15 protein-coding genes are annotated in these 16,885 nt (G+C 67.8%); 10 read left to right on the top strand and 5 right to left on the bottom strand.

Features of this window, described 5'->3' with window-relative positions:
• Positions 1-13: 13 nt before the first annotated feature.
• The 3 genes from C7R54_RS22400 (at position 14) to C7R54_RS22390 (ending at position 3,953) form a co-directional block, all read left to right on the top strand.
• Positions 14-781, top strand: coding sequence for an MBL fold metallo-hydrolase (locus tag C7R54_RS22400; protein WP_129152706.1), 768 nt, complete (start codon positions 14-16; stop codon positions 779-781).
• A 234-nt stretch (positions 782-1,015) separates the two neighbouring features.
• Entirely contained in the window at positions 1,016-1,756 is a 741-nt protein-coding gene (locus tag C7R54_RS22395) for an ABC transporter substrate-binding protein (protein WP_129152704.1), read from the top strand.
• 346 nt (positions 1,757-2,102) lie between these two features.
• Entirely contained in the window at positions 2,103-3,953 is a 1,851-nt protein-coding gene (locus tag C7R54_RS22390) for a cytochrome c biogenesis protein DipZ (protein WP_129153147.1), read from the top strand.
• Here the strand turns inward: C7R54_RS22390 and C7R54_RS22385 are convergent.
• Entirely contained in the window at positions 3,932-4,273 is a 342-nt protein-coding gene (locus C7R54_RS22385; RefSeq protein WP_129152702.1) for a winged helix-turn-helix transcriptional regulator, read from the bottom strand. The two genes, C7R54_RS22390 and C7R54_RS22385, sit on opposite strands and share 22 nt — an antisense overlap.
• Before the next feature lie 167 nt (positions 4,274-4,440).
• Between C7R54_RS22385 and gstA the strand changes: the two genes are divergently transcribed.
• The gene (gstA, locus tag C7R54_RS22380) at positions 4,441-5,070 is read left to right on the top strand and encodes a glutathione transferase GstA (RefSeq protein ID WP_129152700.1); all 630 of its coding nucleotides are present in this window, start codon (positions 4,441-4,443) and stop codon (positions 5,068-5,070) included.
• Positions 5,071-5,116: 46 nt separating this feature from the next.
• On the opposite strand, the gene C7R54_RS22375 is transcribed toward gstA, so the two are convergent.
• From C7R54_RS22375 to C7R54_RS22365, 3 genes are all read right to left on the bottom strand, one after another.
• A complete protein-coding gene (locus C7R54_RS22375) occupies positions 5,117-5,494 on the bottom strand; it encodes a YXWGXW repeat-containing protein (protein WP_129152698.1) in 378 nt (125 codons plus the stop codon).
• Positions 5,495-5,671: 177 nt separating this feature from the next.
• The gene (locus C7R54_RS22370) at positions 5,672-6,721 is read right to left on the bottom strand and encodes an NADPH:quinone reductase (protein ID WP_129152696.1); all 1,050 of its coding nucleotides are present in this window, start codon (positions 6,719-6,721) and stop codon (positions 5,672-5,674) included.
• 12 nt (positions 6,722-6,733) lie between these two features.
• Positions 6,734-9,058, bottom strand: a complete 2,325-nt coding sequence (locus tag C7R54_RS22365; protein ID WP_129152694.1) for an acyl-CoA dehydrogenase family protein — start codon at positions 9,056-9,058, stop codon at positions 6,734-6,736.
• Positions 9,059-9,326: 268 nt separating this feature from the next.
• Between C7R54_RS22365 and C7R54_RS22360 the strand changes: the two genes are divergently transcribed.
• The 5 genes from C7R54_RS22360 to C7R54_RS22340 all read left to right on the top strand — a co-directional run bounded on the left by C7R54_RS22360 (position 9,327) and on the right by C7R54_RS22340 (position 14,471).
• Positions 9,327-10,295 carry a Bug family tripartite tricarboxylate transporter substrate binding protein gene (locus tag C7R54_RS22360; RefSeq protein WP_129152692.1) on the top strand — a complete coding sequence of 323 codons (969 nt, stop codon included), beginning with the start codon at positions 9,327-9,329 and terminating at the stop codon, positions 10,293-10,295.
• A gap of 8 nt (positions 10,296-10,303) precedes the next feature.
• Positions 10,304-11,251 (top strand): LysR family transcriptional regulator, encoded by a 948-nt coding sequence (locus tag C7R54_RS22355; RefSeq protein ID WP_129152690.1) that lies wholly within the window; start codon positions 10,304-10,306, stop codon positions 11,249-11,251.
• Positions 11,252-11,357: 106 nt separating this feature from the next.
• Complete coding sequence (locus tag C7R54_RS22350) at positions 11,358-12,338, top strand: Bug family tripartite tricarboxylate transporter substrate binding protein (protein ID WP_240039667.1); 981 nt, start codon at positions 11,358-11,360, stop codon at positions 12,336-12,338.
• A 17-nt stretch (positions 12,339-12,355) separates the two neighbouring features.
• Positions 12,356-13,588, top strand: a complete 1,233-nt coding sequence (locus C7R54_RS22345; RefSeq protein ID WP_129152688.1) for a CaiB/BaiF CoA transferase family protein — start codon at positions 12,356-12,358, stop codon at positions 13,586-13,588.
• 100 nt (positions 13,589-13,688) lie between these two features.
• The gene (locus C7R54_RS22340; RefSeq protein ID WP_129152686.1) at positions 13,689-14,471 is read left to right on the top strand and encodes an enoyl-CoA hydratase/isomerase family protein; all 783 of its coding nucleotides are present in this window, start codon (positions 13,689-13,691) and stop codon (positions 14,469-14,471) included.
• A gap of 84 nt (positions 14,472-14,555) precedes the next feature.
• Here the strand turns inward: C7R54_RS22340 and C7R54_RS22335 are convergent, their stop codons facing one another.
• Positions 14,556-15,605, bottom strand: coding sequence for a LacI family DNA-binding transcriptional regulator (locus C7R54_RS22335; protein ID WP_129152684.1), 1,050 nt, complete (start codon positions 15,603-15,605; stop codon positions 14,556-14,558).
• A 288-nt stretch (positions 15,606-15,893) separates the two neighbouring features.
• Between C7R54_RS22335 and C7R54_RS22330 the strand changes: the two genes are divergently transcribed.
• Positions 15,894-16,877: a Bug family tripartite tricarboxylate transporter substrate binding protein gene (locus C7R54_RS22330; protein WP_129152682.1), complete on the top strand. Its 984-nt coding sequence runs from the start codon at positions 15,894-15,896 to the stop codon at positions 16,875-16,877.
• Positions 16,878-16,885 lie beyond the last annotated feature (8 nt).

Here is a 16,885-nt window from a genome sequence, read left to right as displayed (position 1 = left end):
CGTGGAGAGAGACATGTACAACATCGATGTGCTGGTGCAAGGCTTTCCCGGCCGCGCGCTGTTCCATGGCGGACTGGGCTGGAGCACCACCACCCTGTTGCGCGGCGAGGGGCGGCATATCCTGGTCGACGTGGGCGCGTTCGGCGTGCGCCACTATCTGCACAAGCAGCTCGACGACCTGGGTGTGAAGGCGCAGGACATTACCGACGTGGTGCTGACGCACGCGCACTACGATCATGCGGTGAACTTCACGCTGTTTCCCAACGCCACGGTGTGGATAGGCGATGTGGAACTGGCCTGGGCGGCGGCCCAGCCGCCTGGCTTCAACCCCTTGCCCGAGCTCTATGTCCGCGAGCTGGCGGCCTCCCGCCGCGCCCGGCGCGTGCGGCATGGCGACGCTTTCCTGCCGGGCTTCACGGCCATCGACGCGCCCGGCCACACGCCCGGCCACCTGTTGTTCCATGTCGCGGGCGAGCGTCCCATCCTGTTCACCGGCGACGCCGCCAAGAACCGCGCGGAGCTGTTGTCCATGACGGTCGCCGATACGGCCGACAAGGACGCCAGCCGCGCCAGCCTGGCCGTCATCTGGGATTATTGGAAGCGCGTGCCGGGCACCCTGCTGGTGCCCGGCCACGACCTGTGCATGGTGTTGGACGCCGAGGGGCGGCCCGAGTACCTGGGCGAGCGGCGCGCCGCCATCCGGACCTGGTTCGGGGAAACGTTGGAGGGCGGCCTGGTCGACCTCTGTTGCGGTGGCGAGACCGTGCATTACAGTGCGTGAACGGACTGCCGGTCCGTGTCGATCAAGCTGCCTGGAAAAATCAAGCTACCTGACAAAAGAAATGCGAAAGCGGGGTGGATAATGCGTATCTCGTCGCGCCGGATTTTCGTGGAGCGTTGCCTGCTCGGAGCGGCGGCGGCCGTCGTCGTGCCCGCCAGCCGTCTTGCCTACGCGCAGGCCGTCGCCGCGCCTTCTCATTCTTCTGATGTTCCTGAACGTAGAAACGGAAAACCCATGACTTCTTCCATCGATTCCTCCATCGTCGCCAAGTTCGCACCCACGGGGCGCCTGCGGGCCTCCATCAATGTCGGCAATCCCATCCTGGCGCGGCGCGATCCGGTGTCGGGGGCGGCCGGCGTGTCGGTGGACCTGGCGCATGCCTTCGCCGAGCGCCTGGGCGTGCCGCTGGACCTGGTGGTCTTCGACAGCGCCGGCAAGTCGGTGGACGCGGTGACGGCCGAACAGGCCGACATCGGTTTCTTCGCCATCGACCCTGTGCGCGGCGCGGGGATTGCGTTTACCGACGCTTATGTGCTGATCGAAGGGGCCTACGCCGTGCGGCAGGATTCTCCGGTTCATGCGCTGGACCAGGTCGACGTGGCGGGGACGACCGTCATGGTGGGCAAGGGTAGCGCCTATGACCTCTATCTCACGCGCGAATTGAAGCATGCGACGTTGTTGCGCGCGCCCACCTCGCCCGCGGTGGTCGACACCTTCATCTCGGAGAAGGCCGATGTCGCGGCCGGAGTGCGCCAGCAACTGGAAAGCGACCTCAAGCGCATCCCGGGCCTGCGCATGGTGCCTGGCAGCTTCATGGTCATCCGCCAGGCCATGGGCTTGCCCAAGGGCCGCGGCGAAGCCGCCGCCCAGGTCCTGGCCACGTTTGTCGAGGACATGAAGGCCAGCGGCTTCGTCGCCGAAGCCCTGAAACGCCACAACATCGAAGGCGCCGCCGTCGCCCCCGCTTCGACCTGAGCCGCCGACGCCAGCGCTCCAGCTGCGCTCCGCCGACGCTAGTCTCAAGAATCTCGGCCCCATCGATGGCACAGCGGAGCCAGCATTGCCGGTCCGGCAATGCCGGCCCCTGGGAGAGGGGCGCGCAGCGCAACAAGAAAGTCTCCAGAAAAACCTCGGCCCGATCGAGGACACCGCGGATCCGGGGCCCCCGGTCCGCCGGTGTCGCCCCCCTGGGGGGCCCACTTCCTCTCGAAACGTTTAACTTTGCGTGAGGACTTCAAGGGTGACGCGCGGCTACGCTTCGGACATCCGCTGGGCCTGACCTCGGCCACGGCTATCGATGCTTCCGGGAGTCCCGACCATGTTGCTGCTTATCCTCCTCGCCTACCTGGGTGGCGCGCTGACCATCGTCAGCCCGTGCATCCTGCCGGTCCTGCCCTTCGTCTTTTCCAGCGCCAGCCAGCCCTTCCGCCTCAGCGGCCTGCCGCTGCTGGTCGGCATGGCGCTGACGTTCGCGCTGGTGGCTTCGCTGGCGGCCGTCGGTGGCGGCTGGGTGGTGACGGCCAACCAGTACGGCAGATGGCTGGCGTTGGCCCTGATGGCCCTGTTCGCCGTGGCCTTGCTGTTCCCGCATATCGCCGAGCGCCTGACCCAGCCGCTGGTGTCGGCCGGCAACCGCCTGTCGCAAACGGCGCAGGAGGGGCAGGGCCGTCCCTGGGCGGCCCTGTTGCTGGGCGTGGCGACCGGCCTGCTGTGGGCGCCTTGCGCGGGTCCTATCCTGGGCCTGGTGCTGACCGGCGCGGCCTTGCAGGGCGCCAATGTGGGCAGCACCGTATTGCTGCTGGCGTATGCGGCGGGCGCGGCCACTTCGCTCGGGCTCGCGCTGCTGGCGGGCGGCCGCGTTTTCGCGGCGATGAAGCGGTCGCTGGGCGCCGGCGAGTGGCTGCGGCGCGGCCTGGGCGTGCTGATGCTAGCCGGCGTGGCGGCCATCTCGATGGGCTGGGACACGGGCGTGCTGGCGCGCGTATCGACGGCATCGACGGGCGACCTGGAGCAGTCCTTGCTGACGCGCCTGGCGGGAGACCGGATGCCGGGCGCGCCCGGCGCCGATGCCGGAGCCCCGGGCGGCGCCATGACCGGCGGCGCCATGAACGCCGGTGCCATGAACGCCAGTGCGATGACCGCCGGCGCGGTACCCGGCAAGGCCATGGCCGGCGCCATGCAGGCCAAGGCGCCGCCAGCGCTTTCCTTGCCCGACGAAGGTCCCGCGCCGGCCCTGGATGGAGCGGTCCAGTGGCTCAACTCGCCCCCCCTCTCCATGGCGCAGCTGCGCGGCAAAGTCGTGCTGGTCGACTTCTGGACCTATTCCTGCATCAACTGCCTGCGCGCCCTGCCTTACGTAAAGGCCTGGGCCGACAAGTATCGCGACCAGGGCCTGGTGGTCATCGGCGTGCACGCGCCGGAATTCGCCTTCGAGCGCGACGTCGGCAACGTCAAGGGCGCCGCCGCCAAACTGGGCCTGGACTATCCCGTCGCCATCGACAACAACTATGCGATCTGGCGCGCGTTCAACAACCAGTACTGGCCCGCCCACTACTTCATCGACGCGCAAGGCCGCATCCGGCATCATCATTTCGGCGAAGGCGAATACGACCAATCCGAGCGCGTCATCCAGCAACTGCTGCGCGAGGCCGGCGCGCAAGGCGTCCCGACGCAGGTGGCCGACGTGCGCGCCGAGGGCGCGCAGATGGCGCCGGACATGGCCGAGGTCGGATCGCCCGAGACCTATGTCGGCTATGCCCGCGGCGAACGCTACGCGTCGGGCCGCGTGACCCCGGACGTCACGGCGACGTACACCGCGCCGGACCGCCTGGCGCTGAACCAGTGGGGCCTCTCCGGCGATTGGACCGTCGAGGACGAGCGGGCCCGCGTGGATCGCGCGGGCGGCCGCATCGTCTATCGCTTCCATGCGCGCGACCTGCACCTGGTGCTGGGCCCCGGCGCGGACAACAAGCCCGTGCGTTTTCGCGTGACGGTCGACGGCCAGGCGCCTGGCAACGCGCACGGCACGGACGTCGCGGCGGACGGCAGCGGCACGGTGACCGAACAGCGGCTTTACCAACTGGTGCGCCAGCAGGGGCCGGTGGGCGACCACACCTTCGCCATCGAATTCCTCGATGCGGGCGCCGCGGCCTACGCCTTCACCTTCGGCTGACCGGGCGGGCGCGCCTTCAGCCACAGGCCGAATTCGCGCATGACTTCCACCACCGGTCTCATGCGCTCGCCGTCTTCGGTGAGCGCATATTCCACCTTGATCGGCGACGTCGGATATACCGTGCGGCGCAGCAGGCCGGCATCCTCCAGGGCGCGAAGGTCCAGCGTCAGCATGCGTTGGGAAATGGCCGGCATATCGCGGCGCAGGTCGCTGAAGCGCTTGGGTCCATCGAGCAGGTAGGAGACCAGCAGCAGGCGCCAGCGGCCGCCCAGCAGACGCATGGATTCTTCCACCGAGCAACCGGTCAATGTGTTCTTCATGGGAATGAAACTGGATCAAACCAGGTATATTTTTTGTACCTACATGACATATTAATGCCTTCTTCCTTTTTTATTTCTACTCCCTAGAATAGGGCGCGCCCTGTGGATAACCCCGGGGCCGGGTCCATATCCCACACGACCCGGTAGAGATTCCAAGGACGCATCGCATGAAGCTTTACTACATCCCCACCAGCTGTTCGCTGGCCCCCCACATCGTGCTGAACGAGCTGGCGCTGGACATCGAGCTTGTGCGGGTGGACTACAAGACGCACACCACCCAGGCCGGCGGCAATTACTACGACGTCAACGAGCTGGGCTATGTGCCGATGCTTGAACTGGCGGACGGCGCCCGCTTGCGCGAAGGCCCGGTGATCCTGCAATACCTGGCCGACCGCAGGCCGGACGCCGGCCTGGCGGCGCCCGCCGGCACGATGGCGCGCTACCGCCTACAGGAGTGGCTGGGGATGTTGAACAGCGAGATCCACAAGGGCTTCATCCCCTTGCTCTATGCCCGGCAGGCGGGCCCCTACGCGGGCGTGGCGAAGGAGAAGCTGGCGCGGCGCTACGAGTGGATAGACCGGCAATTGACGGCGAGCCAGTGGCTGATGGGCGACCGCTACAGCGTCGCGGACGCCTATCTCTACGCGCTGACGGGATGGGGACAGGCGTCGTGGATGAAGTCCCACTACAACGCCGACATCCGCTTCGACGACCTGCACGGTCTTCAGGCCTGGTACGCGCGGATGCATGAAAGGCCCGCCGTGCAGCGGGCCTTGCGCGAGGAGGGGCTGGCCTGAAGCCGGGGCCGCGCCCCGCCGTCGTGGCGGATCAAGCCGCCCGCGCTCAACGGCGATAGGGGTTGCCGGGATGGCGGTCGTGGCGGTCGGGCACGCCGTCGCCATCGCGATCCCAACGCGACGCGGCATAGACCCAGCGGCCGTTGGCCTGGCGCCATTCCGGCGCGTGATAGGCATAGCCCGGGCGGGCCCGCAGCCAGCTGCCGCCTATCCACACATGGTGGTCATGACGCCATTCCCAGTGGCCCGGCGCCCAGATATATCCCGGCCGCGGCGCGGGAACCACTTCCACGCGGGGCGGCGGGGGCGCGACGCCGATGCTGATGCTGACATCGGTGCGAGCGGAGGCCGGCGCGGTCATGGCGCCCAGGCTGACGATCAGCGCGATACCGGCGGACGTGGCGATCCTGGCGATGGTTTTCATGATCATTGCTCCTTCCTGGAACTGGCATCCGGATGGATGCGTGCAGTGCGATTCCATTATCTGTGCATACGCGCCGCGCGGAAGCCGCGGCCTCCACGCGCGCATTTCAGTCGATTTCGGAATCGCCGGGCATGAAATCCGTTGAAACCAGGCCATCGGGGCGGCCCGCCGGCCGTCTCAGGGCCTGACGATCACCTTGCCCACATGCCGCCGCGTCTCCACGGCCTCATGCGCGGACGCGATGTCGTCCAGGGGATAGGCGTGGATGGCGGGATGCCGCAAGGCATCCTTGGCCAGCCAGCCGGTCAGTTCCGCGATGGCGCGGCGCTTTTCTTCCCGCGGCAGGGTGTAGATCAACAGGAAGGCTACTTGCAGATTGCGGCGCATCAGCGCCCGCACGGGCACCGCCGGCTCCAGCTCGGTGTCGGAGGCGTACACCGCCACGCGGCCGTTGATCGCGGCCAGCTCCACGTTGGCGGCGAGATTGGCGGCGAAGTCCAGGTCGACGATGCCGTCGAAACCGCGATAGGTGGCGGCGTTGCCCGTCGCCGCCTTGTCGGTCGCTACTTGCGCCGCGCCGCCGCCGGCCGGTCCCTGCGCCGCCAGCCATTCGCGGGCGCGCAGCGGCAGGTCGGCGCCGCGCCGTACCGTGGCGATGCCGGCGGCCTGGGCCACGGCCGCCTGCTGGTCGTTGGAGACCGTGCCCAGCACGCGGGCGCCGCGCAGGCGGGCCATCTGGGCCGCGTAGAACCCGACGGCGCCCACCGCGCCATGCACCAGGATGTCGCGGCCGGGGGCGGCGCCCGCGCGATCCGCGCAGAACCAGGCGGTCAAGGCCGGCACGCCCAGCGCCGCGCCGATATCGAAGGACACCTTGCCCGGCAGGGGCACGGCCTGGTCCTCGGGCACCGTGACCCATTCGGCAGCCGTGCCGCCGGCACGGTCGATCTGGCATTCATAGAGCCACACGCGCTGCCCCACCCGCGCCGGATCCACGCCGGGACCGACGGCATCGATGGTGCCGGCGCCATCATGATGGGGGATGACCCAGGGCCAGGGTTGCGGCCGCGGGCTGCTGCCGCCGCGCGTCTTCACGTCGGAAGGATTGATGCCCGACGCGGCGATGCGCACGCGCAGCATGCCGGGGCCGGGTTCCTCGACAGGACGGTCGCCGACGTGCAACACCGTGCGCGCCGGACCTCGTCTTTCGTAATACGCCGCCCGCATGCTGGTCTCCTTTCAGTGGTTCGGCAGGCCCAATACCGCCTTGGCGACGATATTGCGCTGGATCTCGCTGGATCCGCCGTAGATTGTAGTGACCAGCGACTGCAAAAAGGGAGCGCAGGGCGTCAGCGCCGTGCCGTCGGCCATCGGCAGGCCTTGCCAGGAAGCGCCGGCATCGTCGGCCCAGTGCACGATCTCGCGGGCGATGCGCACATAGGTCTCGGTCGCCAGCACCTTGAGCGCGGAAACCGACGGCGGCAGCAGTTCGCCGCGCCGCACGATGTCGGCATAGCGACCATACAGCGCTTCGAGCTCGCGCACATCCCCGAGCAGCCGGGCATAGACCTGGCAAAACTCCGGCAGGTCGTACAGCGACTGGCTTTCCGCCAACTGCTCCAGGTGATGCAAGGCCTGGCGCGATTGCTGCGGGCTGCCGGCGAAAATGCGCTCGTAGCCCAGCAGGTCCTTGGCGATGGTCCAGCCCTGGTTCAGGCCGCCCACCAGGTTCGCTCGCGGCACCCGCACGTTCTCGAAGAACACTTCGCAGAATTCCTGCTCGCCGATGATGTTGGTGATGGGACGGATGGTGACACCCGGCGTGGACAGGTCGATCAGCAGGAAGCTGATGCCGGCCTGCGGCTTGACGTTCCTGTCGGTGCGCACCAGCGCGAAGATGTGGGTGGCGTCGTGCGCCAGCGTGGTCCAGATCTTTTGTCCGTTGACGATGAAGTCGTCGCCATCGGCCACCGCCTCGGTGCGCAGCGACGCCAGGTCCGAGCCGGCATTGGGCTCCGAGTAGCCCTGGCACCAGATGTCCTGCCCGGCCAGGATGCGCGGCAGGTAGTACGCCTGCTGGGCCGGCGTGCCGTGCTTGATCAGGACGGGTCCCAGGTTGATGATGCCCTGGTCGGGCAGTCGCGCGGCGCCCCAGCCTTCCATCTCCTCGAAGAAAATCAGCAGCTTGGCGGGCGACAGGGCCATGCCGCCATGCTGGCGCGGCCACGCCGGCGCCAGCCAGCCCTGGCGCGACAGCGTCATGTACCAGTCGCGCGCCTCGTGCAGGCGCAGGCGCCGGGGCACATGGCGCAAGGCCTGGGGATAGTGGTCGCGCAGGAAGGCGCGCACCATCAGCCGGAAGCCGTCGTCGGTCATGGCGTCGTAGTCCGTGCCGCTGGCGGCGGGACCTTCCGGCTGCGCCGGGCCGCCGTGCTGCTGGCGCAGCGCCAGGTAGCGGCCATGCAGGGTGCGCGGGCTGCCCAGCCAGCTCGCCGCCTGCAAGGCGCGCTTCAGATACAGCCCGACGTCGTATTCGTCCGTGTAGCCGATGGCGCCGTGCAGTTGCACGGCTTCGCGGCACAGCGCGACGACGCGCTCGGCAATGCGCGCCTTCGCCAGCGTGGCGATGCGGGGAAGAGCCGAGGGTTGCGCGGCGCCCTCGCGCCAGGCCTCCGCAAGCAGTGCGCCGCAGACCATGACGCTGATGTAGGCGTCGACCATGCGGTGCTGCAAGGCCTGGTTCGCGCCGATGGGCTTGCCGAACTGCACGCGCGTCTTCAGGTAGTCCAGCGTCATGGTGTAGACGCGGCGCGCGATGCCGTATAGCTCGCTGCATTGCAGAAGGCGCATCGACTCCAGCGCCTGCTGGCAGACGCGGTCGACCTGCGGGCCCTGCGCCAGCAGGCGGGCGGCCGGCAGGTACGCGTCGATGTGCAGCGTGCACAACAGGCTGCCGTCGGCGCGGGGCTCCGTATCCACGGTGACGCCGGCGTCGTCGGGCCGCACCCATACCAGCGTGGGCAGTTCGCCCAGGCGCGCGTGCACCAGCCAGCCATCGGCGCCCGCGGGCGCCACCCAACGCTTGGCGCCCACCACATGCACACGGCCGTTGTCGTGGTTGACCGACGTCGACACGGACGTCGGCACGACTTCGCCCGGGTTTTCCTGCCAGGCCAGGCCCGCCATGACATCGCCGGCCAGCACGCCATGCAGCAGGTCCGCCACGGGAGCATGGTCGGCGAAAGCGGGCAGGATCAGCGCGGCCATCGCGCCGGCCCCCAGATAGGGTTCGGGCAGGGGGGATTCCCCCACGGCCGTGGCGATGGCGCCAAGGGCCTCCAGGTCCAGCCCCAGGCCGCCCCGGGATTCCGGCACCACGGCGCCGATCCAGCCGGCCTCGGCCAGCGCGCGCCATGTGTCCTTGTCCCAGCCGGGCGTCGTGCCGCGCAACGCGCGCAGGCGGGCAAGGGGCGAGACGTGGGCCAGCAGGCCCGCCGCCGCGTCCATGAAATCGGCGTGGTGGGGCAGAGGCCCGAACAGCGTGTGGGAATCGAGAGCCGTCATCTTGGTCCTTCCAGGAATCGTTGTGGCGGAATTCTAGGCAGGCCGCGGGGACCGATTCATAACGGACCACTGAGAGCAGCTATTACAAATGCCCTGTGATACCGGCAGGGCAAGGTCCTTAGAATGCCTCCAGACCAAAACAATTCAGCCAGGCCCCACGACGACGCGTCCCGGGTTGACGGCGCGGCACAGCCGGGTTCCCGGTGGCCCCGCCGTTCCGGGACCACGCACGGCGACTCGCGGAGCGGCTGCATACGGAGACAAGAAGATGCGTGTTTGGAAGACATGGCTGGTGGCCGCCGCGAGCGGTTTCCTGTGCAACCTGGCTGGCGTGGCGAGCGCGGCGCCACCTGACACCACGCAGGTCGAGCGCATCGTCATTCCCTACGCGGTGGGCGGCGTCACCGATCTTTATGGCCGCTTGCTGGCGGAGCAGTTGCAGGCCGACCAGAAGCTGCCCATCCTGGCCGACAACCGTCCCGGCGGAGGCGGCGCCATCGGCACGGCCTTCGTCGCCAAGAGCAAGCCGGATGGCCGCACGCTGCTGCTGGGCAGCGTGGGCACCGCCACCAATCCGGCCATGATCAAGGCGCTGCCCTATGCCCCCGGGGACATCGTGCCCATCGCCCAGGTCGCCATCAGTCCGCTCATTCTTTATGTGCGCGCCGATCTTCCGGGCGATATCAATCAGCTGGTGGCCTACGCCAGGCAAAGCCCGGGCCGGCTGACCTTCGCCAATTCCGGCGTGGGGTCCAGCCCCAACCTGGCCGCGGCGCTGTTCGCGCGGCAGCTGGGCTTGCAGGTGACGCACGTCAGCTATCGCGGCACGTCGGCGGCGATCAACGATTTCCTGGGCGGACAGGTGGACGCCTACTTCGACACGATGCAGGCGATGTCGCATGTACGGACCGGACGCATCCGTGCCGTCGCGGTCGCGGCGCCGGAGCGCCTGGCCGATGCGCCGGACCTGCCGACCCTGGACGAACTGGGCGTGCACGACGTCCATGCTTCCAGCTGGTGGGGCATTTTCGTGCCCGCCAGGACCCCCGCGCCCGTCATCCAGGAATTGCAGGGGCGTTTGCGCAAGGCGGTGGAAAACCAGGCGGTGCGGCAGCGCGCGCGGGAAATGGGCGCGGTGGCGATCTATCGCGACCAGCCCGCCTTCCAGGCCTTCTTCGAAAGCGAGGTCAAGCGCTGGAACGCGATCATCGCCGCCGAGCACCTGTCCATCGAATAAGCGTTCCCATGGCCAAGAACAATGAAGCCCAGGGCTGGGACCTGCGCGCGCTGCATATTCTTTCCCTGGTCGCGCGCAGCGGCAGCATCACCAAGGTGGCGATCGACCTGGGGGTGAGCCAGCCCGCCGTCAGCCGCTACCTGTCCATGCTGGAAAAGCAGTGCGGCGGTTACCTGTTTACCCGCAATGGCCGGGGGGTGGGACTGACCGAACTGGGCCAGCAGGTCTTGCCGATGGCCGAGCAGGTGCTGGCCGGCGCCGACGCCCTGAACGACGTGGTGGCCGCGGCGCACGGGCGTGTCACCGGCACGGTGCGCATCGGCACGCTGCCTTCGTTGAGCGAGGCGCTGATCGTGCCCCTGCTGCTGCGCGTGGGCAGGGAGTACCCCGGCATCCATATGCAGATCGTCGAAAGCGGTGCGGGGCAGATCGAAACGTGGCTGCACCGGCGCGAGATCGATATCGGTTTGCCGTACCGCAGCCACGATGCGCTGGGCTCCGGCGAGGAAGTGCTGCTGCGCCTGCCGTCGTACCTGATCGGCCCGCCGGGCGACCAGGTCACCGCGGGCCCGCAAGTCCCTTTCGCGAAACTCGATGGATTGCCGCTGGTGCTCTCGCGCAAGCCTTCGTCCGTGCGCATGATGCTCGACGAGATGGGCCGCCGCCACGACATCGACATCCGCGTCTCGGTGGAGGCCGATTCCGGCTTCATCCAGAAACAGATGGTGGTCAAGCGCGCGGGCTATACGGTGCTGCCCTGGCACACGGTCGGCGCCGAGGTGCAGCGCGGCGAATTGCAGGCGGCGGAAATCGTCCAGCCCGGCGTGCTGCGCCTGGTTTCGCTGATGTTGACGGACCGGCCGACCCGCGCGGTGAAGGTGGTGACGGGGCTGTTGCGCGAGATCGTCAGCGCGTCGCTGGCGAGCCTGGACGCCTTGCCGCCGGACGCCGCGTGACGCCACATGATGCAGGCGGACGCCGCGGTACGCAAGGACACGATGTAAGCACGATGAATACAACAACATGCCCGCCTGCGCGGGCACGCACCGAGGAGACACAACCATGTTTCGCTTCCTGACGCGCGTCCGCGCATTGGCCCTCATGGCCTTCATGGCCCTCATGGCCAGTGTGGCCGGGGTGGCGCATGCCGCCTTCCCCGATCATCCGATACGCATGATCGTGCCGTTCGCGCCGGGCGGCGGCGCCGACATCACCGCCCGCGTGGTCGCCGATACCCTGGCCAAGAAGCTCGGCCAGCCTGTCATCGTGGAAAACAAGGCAGGCGCCGGCGGCATGATAGGCGCCGCCGCCGTGGCGCGTGCCGAACCGGACGGCTATACGCTGCTTTACACGACGCCCGGGCAGCAGATGACCTTGCCCTATCTGATGAAGGCCATGCCCTACGATCCCGCCGACCTGCGGCCGGTGTCGCAGGTGTCGCTGGCGCCCAGCGTGCTCGTGGTCAACAAGAAGCTGGGCGTGAAGACCGTCCAGGAACTGATCGATCTCGCCAGGAAGAAGCCGGGTGAACTGAACTTCGTCAGCGCCGGCATCGGTGCATCCAGCCACCTGAACGGCGAGCTGTTGCAGATCCTGGCGGGCATACGGTTGGAGCACATTCCCTACAAGGGCACCGGCGACGCCGTGAAGGACCTGGTGGGCGGCAACGGCGATATCGCCATCGACACGGTGGGCATCTATACGTCCTTCATCAAGGACGGCCGCCTGGTTCCCCTGGGCGTCACCACGCCCCAGGAATTGCCGCTGCTGCCCGGCGTGCCGCCGCTGTCCAGGACGCTGCCCGGCTACGACGCGTCGCCGGTCAACTACATCACCGTGCCCAAGGCCACGCCGGACGCCATCGTGCAACAGCTGGCCGCCGCCTTGCAGGCCACCATCGCCGAGCCCGACGTCAAGCAACGCATGCTGGAGCAGGGCATCCTGGCCATCGCCAATACGCCCGACCAGATGGCCGACCTGCTGCGCAAGGAGCAGACGCGCTGGCGCGAAGTGATCGAGAAAGCCCATATTCCGAAACAGTAACTGGAGTCCTCCGCGACATGTCACGCCAGCCGTCCCATCCCCTGTCCCATATCCGCGTGCTCGACCTCAGCCGCGTGCTGGCCGGCCCCTGGGCCAGCCAGACCCTGGCCGACCTGGGCGCCGCCGTCACCAAGATCGAGCAGCCCGGCGTCGGCGACGATACGCGCGCGTGGGGACCGCCGTTCCTGCGCAGGCCGGACGGCGAAAAGTCCAATGAGTCGGGCTATTACCTTATCTGCAATCGCGGCAAGCGATCGGTCACCGTCAACCTGAAATCGCCGCGCGGCCAGGCCTTGATCCGCCGCATGGCGCGCGATGCCGACGTCGTGCTGGAGAACTTCAAGGTGGGCGTGCTGGACGGCCTGGGCCTGGGCTACGAGCAACTGCGCAAGGAGAACCCGCGCCTGGTGTATTGCTCGATCACCGGTTTCGGGCAGACCGGCCCGCGCGCCAGGCAGCCGGCCTACGACTTCATGATCCAGGCGATGAGCGGCCTCATGAGCATCACCGGCGAATCGGACGACCGGCCCGGCGGCGGGCCGATGAAGATAGGCGTGCCCATGGTGGACCTCATCACCGGCCTGTACGCGGCGACGGGCATCCTGGCCGCGCTCGCGCGGCGCGAGGTAAGCGGGGAGGGCGAGCACATCGACATGTCCATGCTGGACGTAGGCGTGACGCTGCTGGCCAACCAGGCCATGAACTACCTGCTGACCGGGCAGGTGCCGCCGCGGCGCGGCAACCGCCATCCCAACATCCAGCCGCAACGGGTGTATCAGTGCCGCGATGGCTACATCATCATGGCCATCGGCTCGGACGCGCAGTACGCCAAGCTGTGCAAGGTGCTGGGCCATCCGGAAATGGCCGAGGACGAGCGCTTCCGCACCAATGCCGGGCGCGTGGTCAACCTGGCGCTGCTCGATCCGTGGCTGGACGAGCAGTTGATCCGGCATGACAAGGCGACGCTGCTGGCGGCCCTGGAGCGCGAAGGCGTGCCTTCGGCGCCGATCAATACGATAGGCGACATCTTCGAGGACCCGCAGGTGCGGCATCGGGAAATGCGCTTTGCGGTGCCGCATCCGGACGGCATGGAAATGCCGCAGGTGCGCAGTCCCTTCCGTTTCCGCAATACCGAACTGCGCCTGGGCGATGGCCCGCCGACGCTGGGCCAGCATACCGACGAAGTCCTGGGCGAGCTGGGACTGAGCCAAGCCGAGATCGACGGGCTGCGCGCGGAGCAGGCCATTTGATCACGTCACCTGATCCCGCCGCCTGATCCCGCACGGATCGCCAACGCCGGCCGCCTTGCTTTCCCATCCTATCGCCGTACCCAGACCAGAGAGGAGCATCATGCCCGATTACCGTTTCGAAACCCTGCGCGTCGAACTGCAGGATTACGTTGCTACCGTGTGGCTGGACCACCCGCCCGTCAATGCCGTCAATACGCAATTGCTGCAGGATCTCACCCTGGCCCTGGATCAGTTCGGCGCGGATCCGGACGTGCGCTGCGTCGTCATCACGGGGCAGGGCAAGGTCTTCTGCGCCGGCGCCGACCTGAAGAATCGCGGCCAGATGCTGGATCAGCCCGGCGGACTGTCGCAGCATTCGCGCCGCACCCGGGAGTTGTTCCACGCCATCCGCGAATGTCCCAAGCCGGTCATCGCCGCGCTCAATGGTCCGGCCCTGGGCGCGGGCCTGGGTATCGCCGCGTCCTGCGACATCCTGGTCGCGGCGGAGACGGCCAGCCTGGCGCTGCCCGAAGTCGACGTCGGCCTGCTGGGCGGCGTGAAGCATGCCCAGCGCCTGTTCGGCCATTCGCGACTGCGCCGCATGATGCTGACCGGAATGCGCGTGTCCGGCGCCGAGCTGTATCGCCTGGGCGTGGTGGAGGCCTGCGTGCCGGTCGAGCGCCTGCTGGACGAAGCAGGCACCATTGCGCGCCAGATCGCCGCGAAGAGTCCGGTGTCCGTGCAGTTGATGATCCAGACCGCCAATGCCATCGAGGATATGAGCTTGCGCGACGGGTATCGCTACGAGCAGGACATGACGGCGCAGGTCGCCAAGAGCGAGGACGCGCGCGAGGCGCGCCAGGCCTTCCTGGAAAAGCGCCCGCCCGTTTTCAAGGGGCGCTGAATGCAAGGGCGCTGAGCCGTTCGCGGCGTCGCCCGCCCATGGGTTCGGGTTTCTTCCCGGGCTGCGCGGAGGCAGAGGCGCCGTTCAGGCGCTGTCCCGCCTGACGATGCTGAAGCCGATGTCGACCACCGCTTGCGGCGGCGCGCGGCCGTTGGCGCGCGTGGCGATCATCTCGGCCGCGGTGGCGCCGATGGCGGCGCCGTCGACGCGCACGGTGGTCAGGCTGGGCGTCATCGAGGCGGCGATATCCATGTCGCCGAAGCCCATCACCGCCAGCTGGCCGGGAAGGGACAGTCCGCGCGCCACGGCTTCGGTAATGACGCCGATGGCCATCATGTCCGATGTGCAGAAGACCGCCTGTATCGACGGGTCCCTGGCCAGCACGGCGCGCAGGCCGGCACGCCCGTCCGCATGCGTGGTGGGCGCGGGCACGGGATGCACCAGGGGTTCCGGCAGGCCCAGCTCGCGCGCGCGCCGACGGTAGCCCGCGGCGCGGCGCCGCGCGCGTTCGTCGTCGCCGGTGAGAATGGCGCAGCGCGATTTGCCGGCCGCATGCAGGTAGTCGCAGACCGCGCGGCCGATGGCGTCGTGCGACAGGCTGAGCAGCATGTCGATGGGCGTGGGCGTGCTGTCCCAGGTTTCCACCACGGGGATGCCGGAGGACTTCAGCAACTGGCGGCCTTGCGCCGAGTGCATGATGCCGGTCAGTACGATGCCGTCGGGTCGCCGGCCGATGATGGCGCGCAGCAACGCATCCTCGCGCGATGTTTCGTCGTCCGGTTCATAGCCGATCTGGCCCACCATCAACTGGTAGCCCTTGGCTTCCAGGGATACGGTCAGGGCCTGCAGCATGCCGCTGAACAGCGAACCCGCGATGGTGGGCACCAGGGCCATCACCAGATAGCTGCGCGACGAACGCAGGCCGCCCGCCATGAGATTGGGCACGTAGCCCAGCGCCTGGATGGCGGCGTTGACTTTTTCCAGCGTGATCGCCGATACCTGGCGCGGATTGTTGATGGCGCGCGACACCGTGATCATCGACACGTTGGCGGCGCGCGCCACTTCCCGCAGCGTGACGCCGCCCTTGTCCTGGGCGCGGCCGGGATGGCGAGAGGGGTCGGAAGTAGCGGTCATGGGTATCGGGTAGGGCGGCTCGGCAGGTTACACGGATCGAGACGCGTCGTGCGACGTAACCCCGCTTGGGGCGGCTAAGGGTATTCCCTGGTGTATTTCCCGGGCGAGAGGCTCAATACTACGGCGATAGCGACATGTTAACGTTAACATCGACATTGACATCGACATTGACATCGACAGTCACATCGGCGCTGGCTTCGGCATCGACGACGTCATCAACGGCGTCATGAGCGTCGCATGAACGTGTCGCCAGACATCTAAGAAGATTTATTCCAGGAGACATCCCGTATGAAGTCCAAGGCGTTGAAATGCATCCTCTCGCTGGGCCTTTGCGCCGCGGCGGCGCTGTCCTCGGCGGCCCATGCCGCGTGGCCCGACAAAACCGTCAACGTAGTGGTTCCCTTCCCACCGGGCGGCGCCACCGATGCCGTGGCCCGCGCGGTCTTCAACAAGCTGGGGGACAAGTTCAAGCAGTCCTTCGTGATCGAGAACAAGGCCGGCGCCACCGGCACCATAGGCGCTTCCTTCGTCGCGCGCTCGGCGCCGGACGGCTATACCTTGATGGTGTCCTCGCTGGCGCCGCTGGTGGTGGCGCAGCACCTGATGCCCAGTATTCCCTACAACCCCGACAAGGACTTCACGTACCTGAGCGTGGCGGTGCAGACGCCCAACGTGCTGGTGGTGAGCCCCAAGCTGGCGCCCAGGATCAATTCCATCCAGGACGTGCTGGCGCTGCTCAAGGCCAAGCCGGGCGAGATCAGTTTCGCCACCTCGGGCGCGGGTTCGTCCGACCACCTGACCGCTGAACTGTTCTGGCAGAAGACGGGAACCAAGGGCCTGCACGTGCCCTACAAGGGCGGCGCGCCGGCGATCTCGGACTTGCTGGGCGGCCAGGTCGACATGTCTTTCCAGAACCTCAACGCGGTGCTGGCGCATATCAAGGCCGGCAAGCTCAAGGCCGTCGCGATCACGGGCTCCAGGCGTTCGCCGGTGCTGCCCGACGTGCCGACCTTCGATGAACTGAAGATGCCCGGCCTGGAGGTCTATGCATGGCAGGCCATCGTCGCGCCCAAGGGGCTGCCGGCCGACCTGAAGAAGCAGATCAGCGATGCGCTGATCGACGCGGTGAAGGATCCCGCCGTCAGCAAGCCCTTTACCGATGTCGGCCTGGAAGTGGTGGCCAGCTCGCCGGACGATTTCGCGCGGTTCCAAGCCAAGGAAAGCGCGCGCTGGAAGCAGGTCATCGAGGCGGGCCACATCACGTTGCAGTAAGCATTCCA

Source organism: Achromobacter aloeverae (assembly GCF_004121055.1).
Lineage (GTDB): Bacteria > Pseudomonadota > Gammaproteobacteria > Burkholderiales > Burkholderiaceae_B > Bordetella_C > Bordetella_C aloeverae.
This window is presented reverse-complemented; position numbering and strand designations above follow the sequence as displayed.